We start from the raw sequence: 19638 nt of genomic DNA on the forward strand, positions 1-19638 counted from the left end.
GGATCGTCACGAGTGACGAGCGTAGTCGCGGGTAGGGTTCAGCCATGACTTCCCCCATCGTCGCCGTGATCGGCGGAGGCCAACTTGCACGCATGATGGCGCCGGCCGCGACGGCCCTCGGAGTGACGCTCAGGGTCCTCGTCGAGTCGGACTCGGCCCCGGCCGCCGCTCCCGCCCACGAGACGGTGGTGGGACTTCCCACCGATCCCGAGGCGATTGCCCGGCTGCTCGCGGCACCGCGCCCCGCGGCGGTCACGTTCGAGCACGAGCACATTCCTGCGGAGGTGTTCGCGGCGTGTGACGCGGCGGGCGTTCCCGTGCGTCCTGGTCTTGCGGCGCTGACCTTTGCTCAGGACAAGATCGAGATGCGAGCGCGCATGGACCAGGCTGGGCCTGCCGAACCCCGCGTGGGCCGAGGCTCGCTCGGAGGCGGACGTCGCCCAGTTCCTCGCGGAGCACGGCGGCGAGGCGATCCTCAAGACCGCACGCGGCGGCTACGACGGCAAGGGCGTCATGGTGCTCAGGGACGTGGCCGATGCACGGCCGTGGCTGGACGCCGCGGCCGCAGGCGGGCCGCGGCTCCTGCTGGAGCAGAAGGTGCCGTTCGTGAGGGAGCCTCGCGGTGCAGATCGCACGGCGGCCCTCTGGTGAGGCGAGGACGTGGCCCGTGGTCGAGTCCCTGCAGCGCGACGGTGTCTGTTCGGAAGTCACGGCGCCCGCGCCCGACCTTGACCCGCAGCGCGCGGCCGAGGCCGAGGAGATCGCGCGCACCGTCGCCGAGGCGCTGGACGTCACGGGCGCGCTCGCCGTGGAACTGTTCGAGACCGCGGACGGCATCCTCATCAACGAACTGGCCATGCGCCCCCACAACTCGGGGCATTGGAGCATGGATGGTGCGGTGACGGGCCAATTCGAGCAGCATTTGCGCGCCGTCCTCGACCTGCCGCTCGGGGACACCACGCCCACGGCGCCGTGGACCGTGATGGCGAACGTGCTGGGTGGCGCGCGCACCGATCTGGAGTCCGCGCTCGGCGACGTGACGGATGCCGCGGCGAAGATTCACCTGTATGGCAAGGATGTGCGCCCCGGCCGCAAGGTCGGTCACGTCAACCTGTCCGGCACGGACCGTGCCGAGACCTACGAACGCGCGGTGGCTGCGGCCGCCGTCGTGAGGGATGGAGCACCCGCATGAGCGACGCAGTCGTCGGAATCGTCATGGGATCCGACTCGGATTGGCCGACGATGGCCGCCGCGGCCGAGGCCCTCGATGAGTTCGGCATCCCCTACGAGAAAGACGTGGTGTCCGCCCACCGCATGCCCGACGAGATGATTGCCTACGGCCGGGACGCCGAGGCCCGCGGCCTCCGCGTCATCATCGCCGGAGCCGGGGGAGCGGCGCACCTGCCGGGCATGTTGGCCGCCGTCACCACGCTGCCCGTGGTGGGCGTGCCCGTGCCGTTGAAGCACCTGGACGGCATGGACTCGCTCCTCAGCATCGTGCAGATGCCCGCTGGCGTCCCGGTGGCGACGGTGTCGATCGGTGGTGCACGCAACGCTGGCCTGCTGGCGGCCAGAATCCTCGGCACCGCCGACAGCGCCAGTGGGGCGGCCGTCCGCGAGCGGATGCGTCACTTCCAGGCGCGCCTGCGCGATGTCGCCTACGCCAAGGGCGAGGCGCTGCGCAGGCTGTAGGACACACAGAGCGAGGGCCCCGACGCGAGTGCGTCGGGGCCCCTATGCGTGCTGGCGCATCGGCTCGGTGGCCGATGCGGCGCCGGCTTACTCGTCGATCACGCAGCCGGCGAGGATCTCGTCCTCGGTCTCGCGCAGCGGCGAGGGGCTGACGGATGGGGTGGGCTCGGTCGCGTCGGGCGTCGCGGTGGCGCTCGCCGTGGCGATGGCGTCCGGCTCCTCGGTGGCCGACGCGTCCGCGCTCGGCTCGGCGGAGCCTGCTGGGCTCCGGCGTGGCGTCCTCGACGTTCTCCTCGGCGGACTCGATGGGCTCGTCGTTGACGATCGCTTCCCACATCTCGGTCGCGGCGGGCTCGGACCACACGACGTCTCCGCTTCCGTCACCGGCGTACTGCCACGGCACGGTGTAGAAGTTCAGGTTGTCGGTGTCGAAGGCTCCGCAGGCTGTAGGCGAGGCCGATGATGTTGTTCAGCGAACCGAGGTCGGAGTCCATGGTGAGGGACTCGGCGCCCGCGCGCACGAACTGCGTGAGGTCGGCGACGTCGGTGAGGTAGTTGAGGCCCAGCACCTTGCGTGCCGTGTTGGTCAGCAACTCCTGCTGGCGCTCGATGCGGGCGAGGTCGGTGCCGTCGCCGCCGAGGCCGCTTCCGGTGCGGGCGCGAGCGAAGGCGAGAGCGGTCTCGCCGTCGAGGACCTGGGCACCCGCGGTGAGATCGCCGGCCTTCTTGGAGGACATGTCCTGGGTGATGCACATGGGCACGCCACCGATGGCGTCCACCATGTCCTCGAAGCCGGAGAAGTCGACCATCACGAAGTGGCCGCCAAGGTCGACGCCGGTGAGGTCCTGAATGGTCTGCATGACGCATGCGGCGCCCTCGCCGCGGTCGCCGTTCTTGCCGCCGTTGGCGAGCGCGATGTTGAACTTCCCGGTCCAGCCGGTGACGGTCGAGCCGTCGTACATCTTGCAGTCGGAGATGCGCACGCGGGAGTCACGGGGGATGGAGACCACGTCGATGCGGGAGCGGTCCGCGCTGATGTGCATGACCATGGTGGTGTCACCGCGCATGCCGGACGCGACGTCGCCTCCGATCTCCGCGTTCTCGCCGTTGCGCTCGTCGGTACCGATGAGGACGATGTTGAGGTCCTCGCCAGCCGCGAAGTCCTCGGGTCCAGCGGCGGCGGCCACCGTGTCATCGTCGCCGCTTGCCAGCAGGCTCGTGACGTCGTGCGTCTCGAACGAGTTCTGGAGCAGGAGCGCGTTGGTCGCGCCATACACGACGGCGAAGCCGGTGACAGCGGCGACGCCGCTCATGATGCCGACCAGGACACGGCGGTGCGCGGCGCGCGCTCCGTGGCGGGCGCGGGGCCGCGTAGGGGCTGGGCTCACGTGCTGGTCCTCCTCAAGGATGGGCGCGAGGGCGCTCGCGAGCCTAACGTGCGGTATCCGAGGCGAGTTCCCTCACCACCCGGGCGTCCGGCTCCACGCCGTCGACGCGCGTGCTACGCCCCCATTATCGGCATCGGCGCGCCAGTCCTTGACCACCGCGCTCTGGCGACACCCCGCTACTCGATCGCGCAGGACTCCAGAATGTCCTCTTCGGTCTCGCGCAGCGGCGTGGGCGAAGCCGAGGAAGTGGGGGTGTCGGATGCCGTGGCGTTCGGGGTGGTGCCGGGCTCCGTCGCGGTGGCCGAGGGCTCGGACGAAGCGCTGGGTTCAGGGGAGGCGTCGTCGTCCGCGAGGTCGATGGGCTCGTCGGCGACGATGGACGCCCACATCTCGCTCGCGTCCGGCTCGGTCCACAGCACGTCGCTGGTGTCGTCGCCGGGGTAGTGCCACGGCACGGTGTAGAAGGCGAGGTTGTCGGTGTCGAAGCCTGCGCAGGCTGTAGGCGAGGCCCGCGATGTTGCGCGGGTCCGCCAGTTCCGTGTCGAGCGTGACGGAGTCGAGGGCGGCACGCAGGAAGCCGTTGAGCCTGGGTGACGTCCGTCAGGAGATTCATGCCCAGGATCTTGCGTGCCATGTTGGTCAGCAACTCCTGCTGACGCTCGATGCGAGCCAGGTCCGTGCCGTCGCCCCCGAGGCCGGTTCCGGTGCGTGCTCGCGCGAACGCGAGAGCCTCCTCACCATCGAGGACCTGGGCGCCCGCCTCGAGGTCGAGGTTCGCCTTGGAGGACTTCATGTCCTCGGTGATGCACATGGGCACGCCACCGATGGCGTCGACCATGTCCTCGAAGCCTGCGAAGTCGATGAGGGCGAAGTGGCCGTTGAAGTTCACGCCCGTGAGTTCGCTGATGGTCTTCATGACGCACGCGGCGCCCTCGCCGCGATCTCCGTAGCGGCCGCCGCTGGAGAGTGCCTCGTTGAACTTGCCGGTCCATCCGGGCTCGGTGGTTCCGTCGTAGAACTCACAGTCCGCGATCTGCACGCGGGAGTCGCGGGGGATGGAGACCACGTCGATGCGGGCGCGGTCGGCGCTGATGTGCATGACCATGGTGGTATCGCCTCGCATGCCGCTGACGTCGTCGGTCGCGATCTCGCCGTTGTCACCCTCGCGTGAGTCGATGCCGATGAGGGCGATGTTCAGCGCCTCACCGCCGGCAAAGTTGGTGGGAGTGGACTGGCCGTCACCCGCCGAGTCGCCGTCGGCTGCGGAGATGTCCCGCACATCGGCCTTGTCCGCACTCGCATAGGCCAAGGCGCCGTAGGTGACGGGCCCGATGATGACGAGGCCGAGCACGGCGGCGGCGCCGGTCGCGATCCACGTCAACGCCCCCGGCGCGCGCCATGCATGCTGTGCTGCGGGGCTCCACCGGACGTCGAACTCACGGCCACTCCTTCTTGCGCGGCACCGCTGCCCCGCCTTCACCGCACACTATCGGGTGGGGGTCAGCGGGACCACGGTGAGCGCGCCGTTACCCTGGTGCACGTGACCTCTCTTCCGCCCCTGCCGGCTCGCCCGCCGGTCAGCGTGGTCCTTCCCGTCCGTGACGAGGCTGCTCATCTCAGGGACGCCGTTCGCGCCGTGTTGTCGACCGGCTACCGCGGCGAGGTGGAGGTCGTGATCGCGGTGGGGCCGTCGGGAGACGGCACCGAGCGGGTTGCGGCGGCCCTGGCGGACGACCCCCGCGTGACGGTGGTCGACAATCCCTCCGGCCGCACCCCGGATGCCTTGAATGTCGCGATCGCTGCCGCGCGTCACGACGTCATTGTCCGCATGGATGGCCACGCGATGATGCCCCGCGGCTACATCGAGCCTTGCCGTAGATGCGTTGCGCACCACCGGTGCGGGCAACGTGGGCGGCCGCATGGTGCCCGAAGGCACGACCCCCTTCCAGAAGGCGGTCGCCGTCGCCATGTCCTCCGTGTGGGGCCTCGGTGGAGCGGGGCACCGTCAGGGTGGCGTCGCGGGCCGAGCGGACTCCGTTTACCTCGGTTCCTTCCGGCGCGAAGCGCTCGAAGACGTGGGCGGATACGACTCCCACTTTGTGCGAGCGCAGGACTGGGAACTGAACCTGCGCCTGCGCCACGCGGGCTACACCGTGTGGTTTGTGCCACAGATGCAGGTGCCGTACTTCCCGCGCGCCTCGTGGCGCGACCTCGCTCGCCAGTTCTTCAAAACCGGTCAGTGGCGCCGTGAGGTGGTGCGTTTGCACCCCGACACGGGCTCGCCACGCTACCTCGCCGCGCCGATGATGACGGTGGCGGTGGCCGCCGGACTCGTGCTCGGCCTGCTCGGCATCGTCGCTGGTGCGGCCTGGCTTTCGTGGCTGCTGATACTGCCGCTTGGCTACCTCGCGGGAGTGCTGGGGGCCTCGGCCCTGCTCGCGTCACGCGCGGGGAGCGATGCCACGCTCCGGATGCCGCTGGTGCTAATTACCATGCACCTGGCCTGGGGAGCGGGATTCTTGCGGGGCGTCCGCTGATCTCGACTTGACGCAGGCGGATTACACAGGTGTAATTCCTACATCGCAGGTCCTCGTTCTGCGGTGAAATCGGAGGGAAGCCTATGTGGAATATCTACGAAGGCGCAGTGCCCTCGGACGCGGGCAGGCCATCCCCGACACTGGCGTCGGTGGTGGACATCTTCGACGGCGTCGAGGATGACGGCCCCCTGGCATGGCAGGAACGCGCGCTATGCGCTCAGACCGATCCCGAGGCCTTCTTCCCTGAGAAGGGCGGCTCCACTCGTGAGGCAAAGAAGGTGTGTGCCTCCTGCGACGTGCGATCCGAGTGCCTCGAATACGCACTTGCTCACGATGAGCGGTTCGGGATCTGGGGTGGGCTGTCGGAGCGCGAGCGGCGCAGGCTCAAGCGCCGCGCCGTCTAGCCGGTCAGTCCGCGTGGGAAGGGTATGAGTCCGGCGCGCCTGGTGGTGCGTGCCGTAGTGGTCAGCGACGGGCAGTCCCCGCGCCTGGCCGCGGTCCTCGACGCCCTGACCCAACAGGACCCCGTCCCCGACAGCATCGACCTGGTGCTCGTGGGAGGGGCCAACCCTCCCGAACCTCCGGACCACCCCGACGCCACCCTCATCCGTAGCGCGGCGCCGCACTTCGGCTCCGCCGTCGATGCTGCGCTCGCCGCGCACCCCGCCCAGCCGGGCGAGATGCTGTGGATCCTTCACGACGATTCCGCCCCCTGCCGGGCGCACTCGCGGCCCTCACGGCGACCGCGCGCAAGCGTGGCAGGGCCGCGGTCATCGGCGCAGTGCAGGTGCGCTGGGACGACCCCTCGCGTCTCGTCAGCCTCGGCACCACCACCACGCGCACCGGTGCGCGGCGCGTCACGCTCGTGGACGAGGACGACGTCAACCAGGGCCAGTACGACGCCCGTGACGACGTCCTCGCCGTCTCCCTCGCGGGCGCCCTGGTGCGCCGCGACACATGGGAGCGCCTCGAGGGACTCGACCCCGCGTATGACGGTTGGGGCGACAGCCTGGACTTCTGCCGCCGCGTCTGGCGCTCCGGCGGTGACGTCGTCGTCGTCCCCCAGGCCCGCGTCCGTCACGCGCAGGAAAGCCTCTACGCACGCCGCGGCGAGCACGATGGTTCGCGCCGCGACACCTATGGCGCCCGCCGCGCGGCCGAGTGGTTCCACGCGCTCGCGTATGCGTCATGGTGGGCGATCCTTCCGCTGCTGATCGCGCCCTTCGTCTCCGCCGCGTGGCGCGCCGTCATCCGCGTGGTGCAGAACGACGCGCGCCTGCTGGCCGCCGATCTCGCCGTTCCCGTGCGCGTCCTGGCGCGGCTGCCTCGGCTGAGGAGTTCCCGCGCGCTCGTCACCCGCACCGCGGGCCGCGGACGCCGCGCGCGCGCCGCCGAACAGGCGCTTCTCGCCACGGGCCGGCAGGTGCGCCACGACATCCGCGTGCGCGAATGGGGTGACTACGAGACCTGGCGGGCGGCATCGGCCCCCTCGGACGTCGCCCGCACCGAGCCGACCTCGCACGCCGTCGCCGCCGTCAGGTCTGGGTCGGCCTGATGATCGCGGTCACCGCCGTCGCGGCCTTGCTGCACGGCGCGTGGCTGCTGGCCGTGGTGCGCGGAGACATGCTGGTGGGGGATGCGCTCGGCGTGACCGACGTGTCGCTCGGCGACCTGTGGGATCGCGGACTCGGCGGCTGGACCGAGCAGTCGCTCGGCGCGCCATCGATCGACGGTGGCCTCGCGCCCCTGCTCTTGCCCCTCGCCCTCGTGCCGGGTGGACTGGCCGTGGGCATCGGCCTGCTGTTGTCCCTCGCTCCGCTGTGGGCCGCCATGTCGGCATGGGGCGCGGTGGGCGCCTTCACCCGCTCGCTGTGGATTCGCGCGCTGACCGCCGGGGCCTACGCGCTGATGCCGGCGTTCCTCATCTCGATCGACGAGGGGCGGCTCGGGGCCGTCATGGTGCACGTCCTGCTTCCCGTCGTGGCGCTTGGCGTAGCGCGAGGCGGAGGCTGGCACCGTGGCGAGCGCCTGGGCGACGGCGAGGAGTATCCCGCTGTCCGCCTGCCCTCGTCGTCCGCCGCGATGGCCGGCGCCCTGGCGCTCGGTGGCTGTGTGATCGCCGCACCGGCGCTGCTGGCTCCCGCGGTGGTTTTCCTGGTGGTGCTCGGCCTGCTGGCGCGCGGTTCACGCTGGCGCATCATGTCGATGGCGTTGCCCGCGCTTGTCATCGGTCTACCCGGACTGATCGCGGCCGTCGAGCAGGGGATTGGCACCGCGGACGCGGTCAGCATCCTTGCCCGCGAGCCGGGGCCTTCCGCCGCATCGGACGCGTCCGTCCTCGACCTTCTCCTTGACCCCTTCGGCACTGTCGGCGGCGTGCCCGCGATCCTCGCAGTCGCCTCAGGCGCGATGGTCGCCGTGGTGCTGGTGGCCGTCGCCGTGGCGGCGCTCGGCGGCCGGCGCTGGCGCGCCGTGACGGGTGGCCTGGTCCTCATGGGGCTCGGCGTGGGCACCGCCGCGGTGTCGGCGGCCACGGTCGTGTCGCCCGATGCCGGGGCGGGCACGTCTGCCGTCAACGGCTGGGCCGGGGCGGGCCTCAGCGTGGTCGCGGTGGGCGCGATGGTCGCCGCTGCGGCGGGCCTCGACTCCGTCACCATGGTGGGGCGCGGCTGGCAGCGCATCGTGGTGCGCAGCGGGGCAGCGCTCGGCACCGCCGTCATCCTGGTGTCCGTGGCCGGACACGCGCTCGCCGTCGCCTGGCCGCCCCGCGACGACGCCTCCACGGTTCGGGCAACCTCCCGCGACGTGATCCCGCTCGTGGCAGCGCTCGAGGAGGACCAGTCCACCCGGGCACGAGTCTTGTTGGTCGGCGAATCGGGCGACACCGTGACCGCCACCGTGGTCGCGGGCGACGGCACGGAGGTGATCTCCACCGCTGGCGAGCCTGTTGGCCGATGGTCGCTCCGCCGTCCGCACCGACGGCCTCACCGTGGTGGGCGCCGACGTCCTCGCCGAGGCGACCGCCGACCTACTCGGCGCCGTCGCAGGGGCCGGTGACGCACTCGCCGAGTGGGGCATCGGCGTCGTGGTCGCGGAGCCCGGGGCGGACACCGTCGCGGACTCTCTTGCGCAGGCCCCGGACCTCACCCTGCTCGGTTCGTCGGATCGCGGCACCTCGTGGCGCGTGAACCGCACCGAGGGTGTGCCGGTGTCACGGGCCTGGGTGGAGACCGACGAGGGAGACGTGACTGTCCTCGACATGGGCCGCTCGGCCGGACGCGGCGACGTCACCGCGGCGGGCACCTTGGTGGTCGCGGCCGCGGAAGATGCCGCGTGGACCGCAACGCTCGATGGGGTGGCGCTGGAACGGGTCGAGGACCCACTGGGCCGCGTCGCCTTCGCCGTGCCCGCCGATGGCCGGGTGGCCGTCGCGTTCGACGACACCTCGCATCGACTCTGGTGGTGGCTGGGAGCCGCCGCGCTCGCGTGGGCGGCGTTGGGTGCGATCCCGCTGCGAACGCGCACGTTCAAGGAGGTCCGGGTATGAGAGCCTCCCGTTTTGCGCGCCTGGTGCCGCTCGGCGTGGGCGCGGGCCTGGTGGCGGCGGCGTCCCTCGTGAACCTGCCGGAAGCGGCGGAGCCGGTGGCGGCAGAGGTCCAGGAGATCGCGGTGACACCCACCGCGCTGCCGCTGGCGTGTCCCGGCCCCCTCGAGGTGCCCGTGGGCGCCATCGAATCGGGTGACGCGGACCTTGACGCGGGCTCTGACGACCGCACCTTCACCGTGTCTCCCGACGGCGTCGACATGGGGGAGGGGACCGCGGTCGATTCCGCCGTCGCCTCGCAGATTGAACGCGTGGGCGGTGGAGACATCGCGGGTCTCGCCGGGGCATCGTGTACCGCGGCGAGTCAGGATCAGTGGATCGTGGCGGGCTCAACCTCGCTCGGCTCGAGCGCGCGCCTGGTGCTGTCGAACTCGTCGGAGGCTTCCGTGCGCGCCAGGGTGACGCTCCATGGGCCCACCGGCCAGGCTCGCAGACCCCACATCCATCACGCTCGGACCGGGCTCACAGCAGTCCATCCTCCTCGAGGGTGTCGAGGCCGAGGTGCCCGCGCTGGCCATCCAGGTCGAGTCGGGTGGCGTGGGCGTGAGCGCCGCGCTTCAGGACTCGCGCCTGACGGGCTTCGTCGCGGCGGGCACTGAGTGGTCCACAGGCACCAGCACCTTCACCGATCAGATCGTGCCCATCGCCGCGCCCGTCACGGGCGAGGCTTCAGGCTCCCTGCGGGTGGTCGCACCCGAGGGGCGGACCTCACGCTGACGCTGCTGGGCGAGGACGGCACCGAGTCGTGGCTTTCGGGAACCACGGTGACGGTGGACGAGGGGGCGGTCACCGACATCGCCATCCCCGAAGGCGGGGTCGCCGCCGTCCGCGTCGAATCCACCACGCCTGTCGCCGCCGCCGCCATGGTGTCGGTCGCGCGCGAGGCCCCCGCCGACTCCGGTGCGGACAACGCGCTGGACCTGGCCTGGACCGAGGGTCAAGAACCGACGGAGGTCGAGCGCGGATTGGTGGTGCCGGAAGGTGCCACCACCATCGTCGTTGCCGGTACCTCGGGAGGCCACCTCACGCTCACCGACGAGGCGGGCGAGACGGTGGTGGACGAGGACATCGCGGCGGGCCACACGGTGCAGATCCCCGTCGACGTCGACGCAGGGACCGTGGTGACGAGCAGCGACCCGGTTGCCTGGACCCTGCGAGTGGACGATGCCGACGCGGGCTATGTCACGACGCTGTCGCCGCAGCCCACCACCGTCCCCGACCGGGTGGTGCGTGTGGTGCCAGGGCCCTACGTGGGCAACCCGTAGTCGGGATCCACGTCCTCGGGGTCACGGTTCACCAGGTGAGCCACGTGCTCCGCCACGAGGTCTCGCACCAGCGCGGCGCGCTCGGGACCGTCCGCGCGCAGTTCGACGGGGCGGCGATACAGCACGACCCGGGCGGGCTGCCCGAGGTCTGCGGGGAACAGCCTGCCGAGCGGCACCCCCGTCTCCCACGGCGTGGGGTCCGACGGCGGAATGTCCTCTGTCCCGAACTCGACCCGGCCCCACTCACCCGCCCAGCGGCCCTCCAGGCGTTCGACGGCATCGCGGACCAGGTCATCGAACTGCTCGGCGCGAGACGTCCACGCGGGCACGTCATAGGGAAGGAGCGGGGAGCGCAGCCCCCTGTCGTGACGATCGCGCCTGCCCATGCACCCGAGGCTACCCGCAGCCCCGGCGTGGCAGTGGCCACCACTCGCTCGCCGGGGGTAGCGTCCCGTGTGTGAAGTCCACCCGTCAGTGCTCCCGCACGTCGTGCTCCCGCGCCGCGGCCGCGACGCTCACGTACGTCTATCAAGACTCGACGGTCGTGGTGGGCCGCCTGTCCGCTCAGGCGGAGCCGCACAGCCTATGACCTCTGCGCCCTGCATGCCGACCGCCTGACCGCGCCGCGCGGGTGGGACGTGGTGCACATTCACCAGGACCTCATCGACGCCGGCCCCACGCCCGATGACCTTGACGCCCTGGCACGGGCGGTGCGCGAGGCGGGCCGCCCGGCCCCCGCGCCGTTGGCTCCCGTCGCCGCACCGGTGGCCTCCGAGCCGCGCCGTGGACACCTCCGCGTGGTCGCCTCCGACGGCTAGGCGTTAGCCTTGCAGGCGTGAACCACGCACCCGATCTCACCGGCCTCATCAAGTCTTACGACGTCCGCGGCATCGTGGGCGACGACCTGACCGACGAGGTCGCTCGCGCTATCGGCGCCGCCTTTGCCGATGCCGTGGTGCTGCCCGAGGGCGGTACCAGGGTCGTCATCGGCCACGACATGCGCGACTCGGGGCCGGGGCTGGTCGCCGCCGTCGGAACGGGGCTGCGCGACCGCGGCGTCGACGTCACCGAGATCGGGCTGTGCTCGACGGATGGCCTGTACCACGCATCCGGTGTCCTGGAGCCTGCCCGGCATCATGGTGACGGCGTCGCACAACCCCGCGGCGTACAACGGGATGAAGATGTGCCGCCCGCTCGCGCGTGCCGTCGGCGAGACCACCGGACTTGGCGCGGTCCGTGACCTCACGGCGCGCTACCTCGTCGACGGCATCCCCGTCGCCGAGCGCCGCGGTGACGCCACCGGTCAGGACATGCTCGCCGAGTACGGCGCGTTCCTGCGCACCCTCGTGGACCTCACGGCCATTCGTCCGCTGAAGGTGGTGGTCGACGCCGCGAACGCGATGGCGGGCCACACCGTGCCCGCCGTGCTCGGCACCGCCGCGGGCCTCGCCGAGCCTGCCGCTCGACATCGTCCCCCTGTACTTCGAGGCTCGACGGCACGTTCCCGAACCACGAGGCCAACCCCCTCGACCCGGCCAACCTGGTGGACCTCCAGGCCGCGGTGCTGGAGCACGGCGCCGACCTCGGCCTCGCCTTCGATGGCGACGCGGACCGCTGCTTCGTGGTCGACGAGCGCGGCCAGGTGGTTCCCGCCTCGGCGATCACCGCGCTGGTGGGCCTGCGCGAGGCGGCGCGAGAGTCCGCTGCGGGCGGCCAGCCCACCGTGATCCACAACCTCATCTCGTCGCGGGCAGTGCCCGAACAACTGCCGCGGCGGGCGCCACGCCCGTGCGTTCCAAGGTGGGGCACTCGAACATCAAGGCGATGATGGCCGACCTCAACGCCGTGTTCGGTGGCGAGCACTCGGCCCACTTCTACTTCCGCGACTTCTTCTACGCGGACACCGGCATGCTGGCCGCGATGCACGTGATGGCGGCCCTCGGCGAGCAGGACGGTCCGCTCAGCGCCATGATCGCTCCCCGCGACCCCTACGTTGCCTCCGGCGAGATCAACTCGACGGTGGCGGACGCCGACGCCGCACGCGCCCGCGTGCGTGAGGCCTTCGCCGCCGAAGGCGCGGTCGAGGACGGCCTGGACGGCATGACGCTGTCGCACTGGGACGCCGAGCCCCGATGGTGGCTCAATGTCCGTGCCTCCAACACGGAGCCCCTGCTGCGCCTGAACGTCGAGGCCGCCGACGCCTCCGTCATGGAGGACATCCGGGACCGCGCGCTCGCGCTCATTCGGGAGGCCTAGGTGGCCGAGGGGGAGGGCACCAGGGCCATCATCGCGGCCCTGTCAGCCAACCTCGGCATCGGCGTCACCAAGTTCGCCGCCTGGGCCCTCACCGGCGCTTCCTCGATGCTCGCTGAGGCCATCCACTCGGTGGTCGACTCCGGCAACCAGATTCTGCTGCTCGTGGGCAAGCGCAAGGCTCTCAAGGCCGCCGACGACACCCACCCCTTCGGATACTCGAGGAACCGCTACTACTACGCGTTTCTCGTCGCGATCATGCTGTTCTCCCTCGGAGGGCTGTTTTCGCTGTTCGAGGCGTGGGAGAAGTGGCACGATCCCGAGCCGATCGAGTCGTGGGCGTGGGTGCCGCTCGTGGTCCTCCTCATCGCCATGGCAATGGAGGGGATGTCGCTGCGCACGGCCGTGCGGGAGGCGAACGAGAGCCGCGGCGACCTGGGATGGTTCGCCTACATCCGGCGCTCACGCTCCCCGGAGATCCCCGTGATCCTGCTCGAGGATTCCGCGGCCCTGGTGGGCCTCGTGTTCGCCTTCTTCGGCATCTCGATGACCCTCATCACCGGGGACGGAATCTGGGACGCGGTCGGCACCGCCCTCATCGGCCTGCTGCTCGTGACCAACGCCATCATCCTGGCGCGTGAGACGAAGTCCCTGCTCATGGGCGAGTCCGCGACGCAGGAGGACCTCGGCCGCATCCGCGCCGCGTTCGCCGACTCGGCCCTCACGGATATCATCCACCTGCGCACGATGCACCTGGGGCCGGACGACCTGATGGTGGCGGCCAAGGTGGGAGTCCGCCCCGGCACCACCATTGAGGTCCTGGCGCGCGACGTCGACGACGCCGAGCGCCGCATCCGTGAGGCGGTACCCGTCGCCCGCCTGATCTTCATCGAACCCGACCTGCGGCATGTGCTCACCGAGCCCGCGCCCGACAAGGAGAACACCCCGTGACCCACGAGCATGTTGTTGCCGACCTGGCCCTCGCCGAGGCAGGCCGCCACCAGATCCGCCTGGCCGAGCAGGAGATGCCCGGCCTGACCAGCCTCAGGGAGCAGTACGGCGACTCGCGTCCGCTCGCAGGCGCCCGCATCGCCGGATCGCTGCACATGACCACGCAGACGGCGGTGCTCATCGAGACGCTGACCGCGCTTGGCGCCGACGTGCGCTGGGCATCGTGCAACATCTACTCGACGCAGGACGATGCCGCCGCGGCCGTCGTGGTGGGCCCCGGCACGTTCTCGGCGCCCGCGGGCCCGCCCGTGTTCGCCATCAAGGGTGAGACGCTGGACGAGTACTGGGAGTACACGGACCGCATCCTCACGTGGGAGGGCTTCGACGGCCCCACGATGATCCTCGACGATGGCGGCGACGCGACTCTCCTGGTGCACGAGGGCGTCCGCTTCGAGGCCGCAGGCGAGGTGCCCGCGCCGCTCGAGGAGGAGGACCCCTCGTACAACGAGGAGGTCGAGTCGATGCGCAAGGTCCTGCGCCGCTCCCTCGCGGCGGACCCCACGCGCTTCACGCGCATGGCCGCGGGCATCCTCGGCTCCTCCGAGGAGACCACTACCGGCGTCCACCGCCTGGACCAGATGCACGCTCGCGGTGAGCCTGTTGTTCCCCGCGATCAACGTCAACGACTCGGTCACTAAGTCCAAGTTCGACAACCGCTACGGCATCCGCCACTCGCTGCCCGACGGCCTCATGCGCGCCACCGACGTCCTCATCGGCGGCAAGCTAGTGTTCGTCGCCGGATACGGCGACGTGGGTAAGGAGCCGCGGAGGCGCTGCGGGGCCAGGGTGCCCGCGTGGTCGTCGCCGAGGTGGACCCCATCTGCGCGCTGCAGGCCGCCATGGACGGCTACGAGGTGGCCCGCATCGAAGACGTGGTCGACCGCGCCGACTTCTTCGTGACGACCACCGGCAACAAGGACATCATTCGCGTCGAGCACATGGCCGCCATGAAGGACAAGGCGATCGTGGGCAACGTGGGCCACTTCGACAACGAGATCGACATGGCGGGACTCGCGCGCTCGGGAGCCAAGCACCAGCCCATCAAGCCCCAGGTCGACGAGTGGACGTTCGCCGACGGCCACTCCGTCATCATCCTGTCCGCGGGCCGCCTGCTGAACCTTGGCAACGCGACGGGCCACCCGTCCTTCGTGATGTCGACCTCCTTCGCCAACCAGGTCCTCGCGCAGGCTCGAGCCGTGGGTCAACCTCGACGCCTACCCGCTCGGCGTGCACCGTCTCCCGAAGGTGCTCGACGAGAAGGTGGCGCGTGACCACCTCGACGCACTCGGCGTGCGGCTCACGGAGGCTCTCGGTGGAGCAGGCCGACTACCTGGGCGTCCCCCAGCACGGTCCGTTCAAGCCGGACCACTACCGCTACTGACGCGTCCCGCGCGACTTGCCGGCCGCATCGGCGCTCCTCAAGGGAGTGGCCGATGCGGCCGCGCTAGTTTTCGACGTCGCGCACGCCGTAGGGCAGGGTGCTGACCCGCGCGTCCTCGGCGGCCGCCCTGGATTGGCGGCCCATTTCAAAGCCGTACTCGCGCGAGGCACGCTCGGCGAGCACCGCGGCAATGGCGTACTCGGGGTGCGTCCCCGCGGGCGGGGAGGCGACACGTGCTCGAGGACGCGTGCCCCGAGGTCGGTGCCGAGGCGGGCGCGGGAGTCGGGGCGTAGCGCGCCTGCGCGCGCGAGGAACATCCTGCTGGTGAGCGCGAGACCGTCGGGAAGCCGGCGCATGTCGGCGCTGGCGGCCCAGGGGGCCAGGTGGGCTGGCATCACGAGCGGCGGGAGCGACTTCGTGCCGCCCCTGACGCGCATCGCGTAGGTGCCCGCCAGGATGTCCCCCAGCCGCTTCCCGCGCGCCGAGAGCAACGATGACGTGATGGCGAGCATGCCGAGCGTCATGTACTCCTCGAAGAGCCCCAGGAACGCGCGGATGAAGGCGTGGCGGAAGGCGATGGGACCGCCGTCGTCGCGCACCACTCGCACGCCCACGGCGAGCCTGCCTGTGGACAGGCCGCGGGTCAGTGTCTCCACGGTCGCAGGCAAGAGCACCAGGGTCGCCACGATCGTGATGATCGCGACCGCGCGCCACGCGGCGCCATTGAGGACCCCGCCAAGGGTGTTCGCGATGGCGGTGAAGGCGAAGAAGGCCGTCGCGCCGTACACCAGCATGTCGATGATGCCGGAGAGCATGCGAAGCGTCACGGGGGCCGCGCCTGTGGACAGGGCCACGCCTTCTCCGATGAGGATCTCGTCGTCCTGCATGGTTCCTCCGCGCGTCGTCGGTGTCATGTGGCATCGTAGCGGCGTGGATGTCGATGCCCTCACCCGAGCGCGAGAGCCCCGTTGGGCGCGTCTCAAGGAACTGACGCGCCGTCGGCGCCTGACAGGTGCCGAGGCGGATGAACTGACGCGCCTGTACCAAGCCACGGCGGGCGACCTCTCGGCGGTGCGCTCGGCCGCTCCGGAGCCCGCGCTCGTCACGCGCCTGTCGATTCTGGTGGCGGGCGCGCGCGTGTGGCTGACGGGCGCACACGAGTCGTCGACCCATCCCGTGCGCCACTTCCTGCTGTACGGGCTTGCCGCGGCCCTCTACCGCGTCCGATGGTGGGGCGTCATCGTGTCGCTCGCCGTGGTCGCGCTCGCGACGCTGTCCGGCTGGTGGACGCTGAACCACCCGGAGTCGCTCGCGTTGGTGGGCGACGCCGAGGCCCGCGCCGCCATCGCCAATCACGAGTTCGCGAACTATTACGTCGAGTACGACTCGGGGTCGTTTGCCGCCTCCGTGTGGTCCAACAACTGGTTCATCGCCGCCCAGTGCATCGCCCTGGGGATCACGGGAATCTACCCGCTCATCCTGCTGTACAACACCGTCATCCAGTTGGGCGTCGCCGGTGCCGTGATGGCCGAGGCGGGCCTGCTCGACGTGTTCTTCCAGCCTGCTTGCTCCCCATGGGCTGCTGGAGCCTGTCCGCGGTGTTCGTGGCCGCGGCCGCTGGCTTGCGCCTGTTCTGGACGATGCTCGTGCCCGGACCCCGTTCGCGCGGCGAGGCCCTCGCGCAGGAGGGACGCACGGCGTTTGGTGTGGCGCTCGGCCTCGCGGTCGTCCTGCTGATCTCCGGACTCATCGAGGGCTTCATCACCGGTGCGGCGATCCCGTGGGCGATCAAGGTTCTGATCGGCGTCGCGGCGTTCGCGGCGTTCTGGATCTACGTGTTCGCGTTCGGCAAGGTGGCCGTGCGTCGCAGCGTCTCCGGGGACGTGGACGGCGACTTCGCGGTCGACACCGTCGCGGTGAGTTCCTAACGCGTGCCGTGACCCGGCGGTCGCGCCGGGCGTGAGCCTAGAGGCGTCCCGCCGCCTTGAGCGCGAGGTAGCGGTCGGCGACGGCCGGTGCGAGGTCGTCGGGAGCGGCGTGGACGACTTCTGCGCCCATCTGGCGCAGCCGCATGCCGACTCCGTCGCGCTCGATCCTGGCGCGCGCGGCGGCGGCGGCGGAGTACACCGCATGGACGTCGTCGCGGCCCTCAAGCATCGCTACCTCGTCGGGGTCGTCCACCGAGGCGACGAGCACCACATGCGAGCGCGACAGCGAGCGCACCGTGTCGAGCAACCCCGAGTCGATGGCCGAGACGTCGATCGTGGTCAGGAGCACCACGAGCGCGCGCTGGCTGAGGCGTCCCTGCACGAGGCGAGCCACGGCCGCCCAGTCCGGTTCGATCAATGCGGGCTCGACCGTGGCGAGGGCATCGGCGAGCGCTGGCATCACGGCGGGGCCGCTGGTGCCTGCGGCACGAGCCCGCTCCACACGGTCGAAGGCGGTGACCTGAACGCGGTCACCCGCGCGGGAGGCTAGCGCCGTCAGGAGCAGCGTGGCCTCGATGGACGCGTCGAGCCGAGGGGAATCGCCCACGCGGGCGGCCGACATGCGGGAGGTGTCGAGCACGGTGAGCACCCGGCGGTCGCGTTCGGGACGGTAGGTACGCACCTGGACGTCGGCGTGACGGGCAGAAGCCCGCCAGTCGATCGAGCGGACGTCGTCCCCGATGACGTACTCGCGTAGCGAGTCGAACTCGCTGCCCGCGCCCTTGAGCCTGAACGGCCGTCTGGCCATCGATCTCACGCAGGCGCGCCAGGCGCGAGGGGAGGTGGCGGCGCGAGGCGAACTCGGGCAGCACGCGCAGATGTCCGCTGGCCTCGATGGAGCGCTGCCGTCCCGCGAGGTGCAGGGGGCCCGCGACGCGGACGGTGACCTTATCCGCCTGCCGGTCACCTCGCCGGGTCGGGGTGAGACCCGTGGTGAGGCGCATCGACTCGCCGCCTGCGAGCCTGAGGCGATGACGCGTGTCGTCGGCGCCTGCCGACGGCTGCCACGCGTCACGCACCGTGAGGCGCATCCGCCGGCGGCCGAGGTTGGCGACCTCAAGGGTGGCGTGGGTGGACTCGGTGAGGCGCACGGCGCCGGGAGCCGTGCGCCTCACTCCCACCTGCGTCGCGCGCGGCGCGAGCCACGCATCGATCGCGGCGAGCGCGAGGACGCTCAGCACCCACACCCACGCGAACGTGCGGCCGGAGGACCACACCGCAGGCACCGCTCCCAGCGCCGCCAGCAGCGCCGTCCACCCCGTGATGTACATGCTTAGCGCGGTACGGGGACGGAGGCGAGCACGGAGGCCAGCACCGCGCGGGTGGTGACCGCCTCCAGGCTCAGCCTCGGCCCGCAACTGAATGCGGTGCGCGAGGGTCCACTCCACGAGGGTCTTCACGTCGTCGGGCGTCACGAAGGTCGAGCCGCGCATCCACGCCCACGCGCGAGCGGTCTTCATCAGGGCGGCTGCACCACGCGGGGACACGCCCACGGCCACCGACGCCGCCTCACGCGTCGCGCGGCACACGTCGACGATGTATCCGGCGACCTCGTCGCTCAGGGTCACGGTCGCGACCTCGGCCCTGGCGGCGGCGAGGTCATCGATGGACGCCACCGTCTGGACACCCGCGGCGTCGAGGTCACGGGGGTCGAAGCCCGCCGCGTGACGGCGCACCACCTCGACCTCCGCCTCACGGGCGGGAAGGGGCACGGGCAGCAGAGCAGGAAGCGGTCCAGTTGCGCCTCGGGCAGGGGGTAGGTGCCCTCGTACTCGATGGGGTTCTGGGTGGCGATGACCAGGAACGGGTCGGGCAGGGGGCGCGAGTCGCCGTCGACGGTGACCTGACGCTCCTCCATGGCCTCCAGCAGCGACGACTGAGTCTTCGGGGGAGTCCTGTTGATCTCATCGGCCAGCAGGAGGTTGGTGAACACCGGGCCCTCGCGGAACGAGAACGCCGCCGTGCGGGCGTCGTACACGAGCGAGCCGGTGACGTCGCCGGGCATGAGGTCGGGGGTGAATTGGACGCGCGAGGACTCGACCCCGAGCGACCGCGACAGCGTGCGCACCAGCAGCGTCTTGGCGGTTCCGGGGACGCCCTCGAGGAGCACGTGGCCGCGGCACAGAAGCGCGATGACGAGTCCCGTGACGACCTGGTCCTGGCCCACGACGGCCTTGCCGACCTCGGTGCGGACGCGGCCGAGGGCCGCGCGCGCATCGGATGTCACGGGCGCGAGTGCCGCGGGTGCCGCGGGTGCGGTGGCAGGTGCTGCTGGCGCCGCACCGGTGTCCGCGGGGGCCGGTGCAGGGGGCTCCGGCGTGGGTGCTGCGGTGTCGTGCAGGGGCTGCTCGGGGGTGTCGGTCACGGTCGGTGAACCTCGCTTTCCAAGGTGTCGAGGCTCGGCGATCAGGGACATCATGGCGGCGTCGTCGGCAGGCGGCGGGCCGTACAGCAGGTGTGCCACGTGGGCGCGGTCGCGCCCGGTGGCTCGTGCTACAGCGTCAACGAGCGCGTCGGCG

The 19638-nt window shown here is 71.1% G+C and carries 19 protein-coding genes and 7 pseudogenes; 19 read left to right on the plus strand and 7 right to left on the minus strand.

Features of this window, described 5'->3' with window-relative positions; genetic code table 11:
- The first annotated feature begins 44 nt into the window (after nt 1–44).
- A pseudogene (locus QQK48_RS11980) lies at nt 45–1192 on the plus strand (5-(carboxyamino)imidazole ribonucleotide synthase).
- The gene (purE, locus tag QQK48_RS11985; protein ID WP_284328600.1) at nt 1189–1692 is read left to right on the plus strand and encodes a 5-(carboxyamino)imidazole ribonucleotide mutase; all 504 of its coding nucleotides are present in this window, start codon (nt 1189–1191) and stop codon (nt 1690–1692) included. Before QQK48_RS11980 ends, purE begins: the two are co-directional and overlap by 4 nt.
- Before the next feature lie 87 nt (nt 1693–1779).
- Here purE and QQK48_RS11990 read toward each other — a convergent pair whose 3' ends face one another.
- From QQK48_RS11990 to QQK48_RS12000, 3 genes are all read right to left on the minus strand, one after another.
- Entirely contained in the window at nt 1780–2076 is a 297-nt protein-coding gene (locus QQK48_RS11990) for a hypothetical protein (RefSeq protein ID WP_284328601.1), read from the minus strand.
- Nucleotides 2073–3080: an LCP family protein gene (locus tag QQK48_RS11995; protein WP_284328602.1), complete on the minus strand. Its 1008-nt coding sequence runs from the start codon at nt 3078–3080 to the stop codon at nt 2073–2075. Before QQK48_RS11995 ends, QQK48_RS11990 begins: the two co-directional genes overlap by 4 nt.
- A gap of 124 nt (nt 3081–3204) precedes the next feature.
- Entirely contained in the window at nt 3205–4461 is a 1257-nt protein-coding gene (locus QQK48_RS12000; RefSeq protein ID WP_284328603.1) for an LCP family protein, read from the minus strand.
- 21 nt (nt 4462–4482) lie between these two features.
- Between QQK48_RS12000 and QQK48_RS20035 the strand changes: the two are divergent.
- The 8 genes and pseudogenes from QQK48_RS20035 to QQK48_RS12035 all read left to right on the plus strand — a co-directional run.
- A pseudogene (locus QQK48_RS20035) lies at nt 4483–4893 on the plus strand (glycosyltransferase family 2 protein); the annotation flags it as partial.
- 70 nt (nt 4894–4963) lie between these two features.
- Nucleotides 4964–5617 (plus strand): glycosyltransferase family protein, encoded by a 654-nt coding sequence (locus QQK48_RS12005; protein WP_348523603.1) that lies wholly within the window; start codon nt 4964–4966, stop codon nt 5615–5617.
- Nucleotides 5618–5700: 83 nt separating this feature from the next.
- Nucleotides 5701–6021, plus strand: coding sequence for a WhiB family transcriptional regulator (locus tag QQK48_RS12010; protein ID WP_284328604.1), 321 nt, complete (start codon nt 5701–5703; stop codon nt 6019–6021).
- A gap of 281 nt (nt 6022–6302) precedes the next feature.
- Nucleotides 6303–7172 carry a glycosyltransferase family 2 protein gene (locus QQK48_RS12015; protein ID WP_284328605.1) on the plus strand — a complete coding sequence of 290 codons (870 nt, stop codon included), beginning with the start codon at nt 6303–6305 and terminating at the stop codon, nt 7170–7172.
- Nucleotides 7172–8674 (plus strand): hypothetical protein, encoded by a 1503-nt coding sequence (locus QQK48_RS12020; protein ID WP_284328606.1) that lies wholly within the window; start codon nt 7172–7174, stop codon nt 8672–8674. Before QQK48_RS12015 ends, QQK48_RS12020 begins: the two co-directional genes overlap by 1 nt.
- Nucleotides 8607–9164 (plus strand): hypothetical protein, encoded by a 558-nt coding sequence (locus QQK48_RS12025; RefSeq protein ID WP_284328607.1) that lies wholly within the window; start codon nt 8607–8609, stop codon nt 9162–9164. The genes QQK48_RS12020 and QQK48_RS12025 overlap by 68 nt, the downstream gene beginning before the upstream one ends.
- Nucleotides 9161–9820, plus strand: a complete 660-nt coding sequence (locus QQK48_RS12030) for a DUF5719 family protein (protein ID WP_284328608.1) — start codon at nt 9161–9163, stop codon at nt 9818–9820. Before QQK48_RS12025 ends, QQK48_RS12030 begins: the two co-directional genes overlap by 4 nt.
- The gene (locus tag QQK48_RS12035; protein WP_284328609.1) at nt 9821–10486 is read left to right on the plus strand and encodes a DUF5719 family protein; all 666 of its coding nucleotides are present in this window, start codon (nt 9821–9823) and stop codon (nt 10484–10486) included. It abuts the gene before it with no gap.
- Here QQK48_RS12035 and QQK48_RS12040 read toward each other — a convergent pair.
- Complete coding sequence (locus QQK48_RS12040; RefSeq protein WP_284328610.1) at nt 10468–10872, minus strand: metallopeptidase family protein; 405 nt, start codon at nt 10870–10872, stop codon at nt 10468–10470. The two genes, QQK48_RS12035 and QQK48_RS12040, sit on opposite strands and share 19 nt — an antisense overlap.
- Nucleotides 10873–10943: 71 nt before the next feature.
- On the opposite strand from QQK48_RS12040, the gene QQK48_RS20040 reads away from it, so the two are divergent.
- The 5 genes and pseudogenes from QQK48_RS20040 to ahcY all read left to right on the plus strand — a co-directional run bounded on the left by QQK48_RS20040 (nt 10944) and on the right by ahcY (nt 15131).
- Nucleotides 10944–11075 carry a DUF3499 family protein gene (locus QQK48_RS20040; RefSeq protein WP_348523604.1) on the plus strand — a complete coding sequence of 44 codons (132 nt, stop codon included), beginning with the start codon at nt 10944–10946 and terminating at the stop codon, nt 11073–11075.
- A 49-nt stretch (nt 11076–11124) separates the two neighbouring features.
- Entirely contained in the window at nt 11125–11304 is a 180-nt protein-coding gene (locus tag QQK48_RS20045) for a DUF3499 family protein (RefSeq protein ID WP_348523605.1), read from the plus strand.
- Between the two features lie 17 nt (nt 11305–11321).
- A pseudogene (locus tag QQK48_RS12050) lies at nt 11322–12742 on the plus strand (phosphomannomutase/phosphoglucomutase).
- Nucleotides 12743–13690: a cation diffusion facilitator family transporter gene (locus tag QQK48_RS12055; protein ID WP_284328611.1), complete on the plus strand. Its 948-nt coding sequence runs from the start codon at nt 12743–12745 to the stop codon at nt 13688–13690.
- A pseudogene (gene ahcY, locus QQK48_RS12060) lies at nt 13687–15131 on the plus strand (adenosylhomocysteinase). Before QQK48_RS12055 ends, ahcY begins: the two are co-directional and overlap by 4 nt.
- Here the strand turns inward: ahcY and QQK48_RS12065 are convergent.
- Nucleotides 15125–16018, minus strand: a complete 894-nt coding sequence (locus tag QQK48_RS12065) for an RDD family protein (RefSeq protein ID WP_284328612.1) — start codon at nt 16016–16018, stop codon at nt 15125–15127. The pseudogene ahcY and the gene QQK48_RS12065 overlap by 7 nt on opposite strands.
- Nucleotides 16019–16043: 25 nt before the next feature.
- On the opposite strand from QQK48_RS12065, the pseudogene QQK48_RS12070 reads away from it, so the two are divergent.
- The 3 genes and pseudogenes from QQK48_RS12070 to QQK48_RS12080 all read left to right on the plus strand — a co-directional run.
- Nucleotides 16044–16628, plus strand: a pseudogene (locus QQK48_RS12070) (stage II sporulation protein M); the annotation flags it as partial.
- 77 nt (nt 16629–16705) lie between these two features.
- Nucleotides 16706–16837 (plus strand): annotated as a pseudogene (locus QQK48_RS12075) (stage II sporulation protein M); the annotation flags it as partial.
- Entirely contained in the window at nt 16838–17059 is a 222-nt protein-coding gene (locus QQK48_RS12080) for a hypothetical protein (protein ID WP_284329473.1), read from the plus strand.
- Nucleotides 17060–17096: 37 nt separating this feature from the next.
- On the opposite strand, the gene QQK48_RS20050 is transcribed toward QQK48_RS12080, so the two are convergent.
- The gene (locus QQK48_RS20050) at nt 17097–17867 is read right to left on the minus strand and encodes a DUF58 domain-containing protein (RefSeq protein WP_348523606.1); all 771 of its coding nucleotides are present in this window, start codon (nt 17865–17867) and stop codon (nt 17097–17099) included.
- Between QQK48_RS20050 and QQK48_RS20055 the strand changes: the two genes are divergently transcribed.
- Complete coding sequence (locus tag QQK48_RS20055; protein ID WP_348523607.1) at nt 17842–18396, plus strand: hypothetical protein; 555 nt, start codon at nt 17842–17844, stop codon at nt 18394–18396. The two genes, QQK48_RS20050 and QQK48_RS20055, sit on opposite strands and share 26 nt — an antisense overlap.
- Here the strand turns inward: QQK48_RS20055 and QQK48_RS12090 are convergent.
- A pseudogene (locus QQK48_RS12090) lies at nt 18393–19346 on the minus strand (AAA family ATPase). The gene QQK48_RS20055 and the pseudogene QQK48_RS12090 sit on opposite strands and share 4 nt — an antisense overlap.
- Nucleotides 19347–19638 lie beyond the last annotated feature (292 nt).

The sequence above is a fragment of the Demequina litorisediminis genome, assembly GCF_030161615.1.
Lineage (GTDB): Bacteria > Actinomycetota > Actinomycetes > Actinomycetales > Demequinaceae > Demequina > Demequina litorisediminis.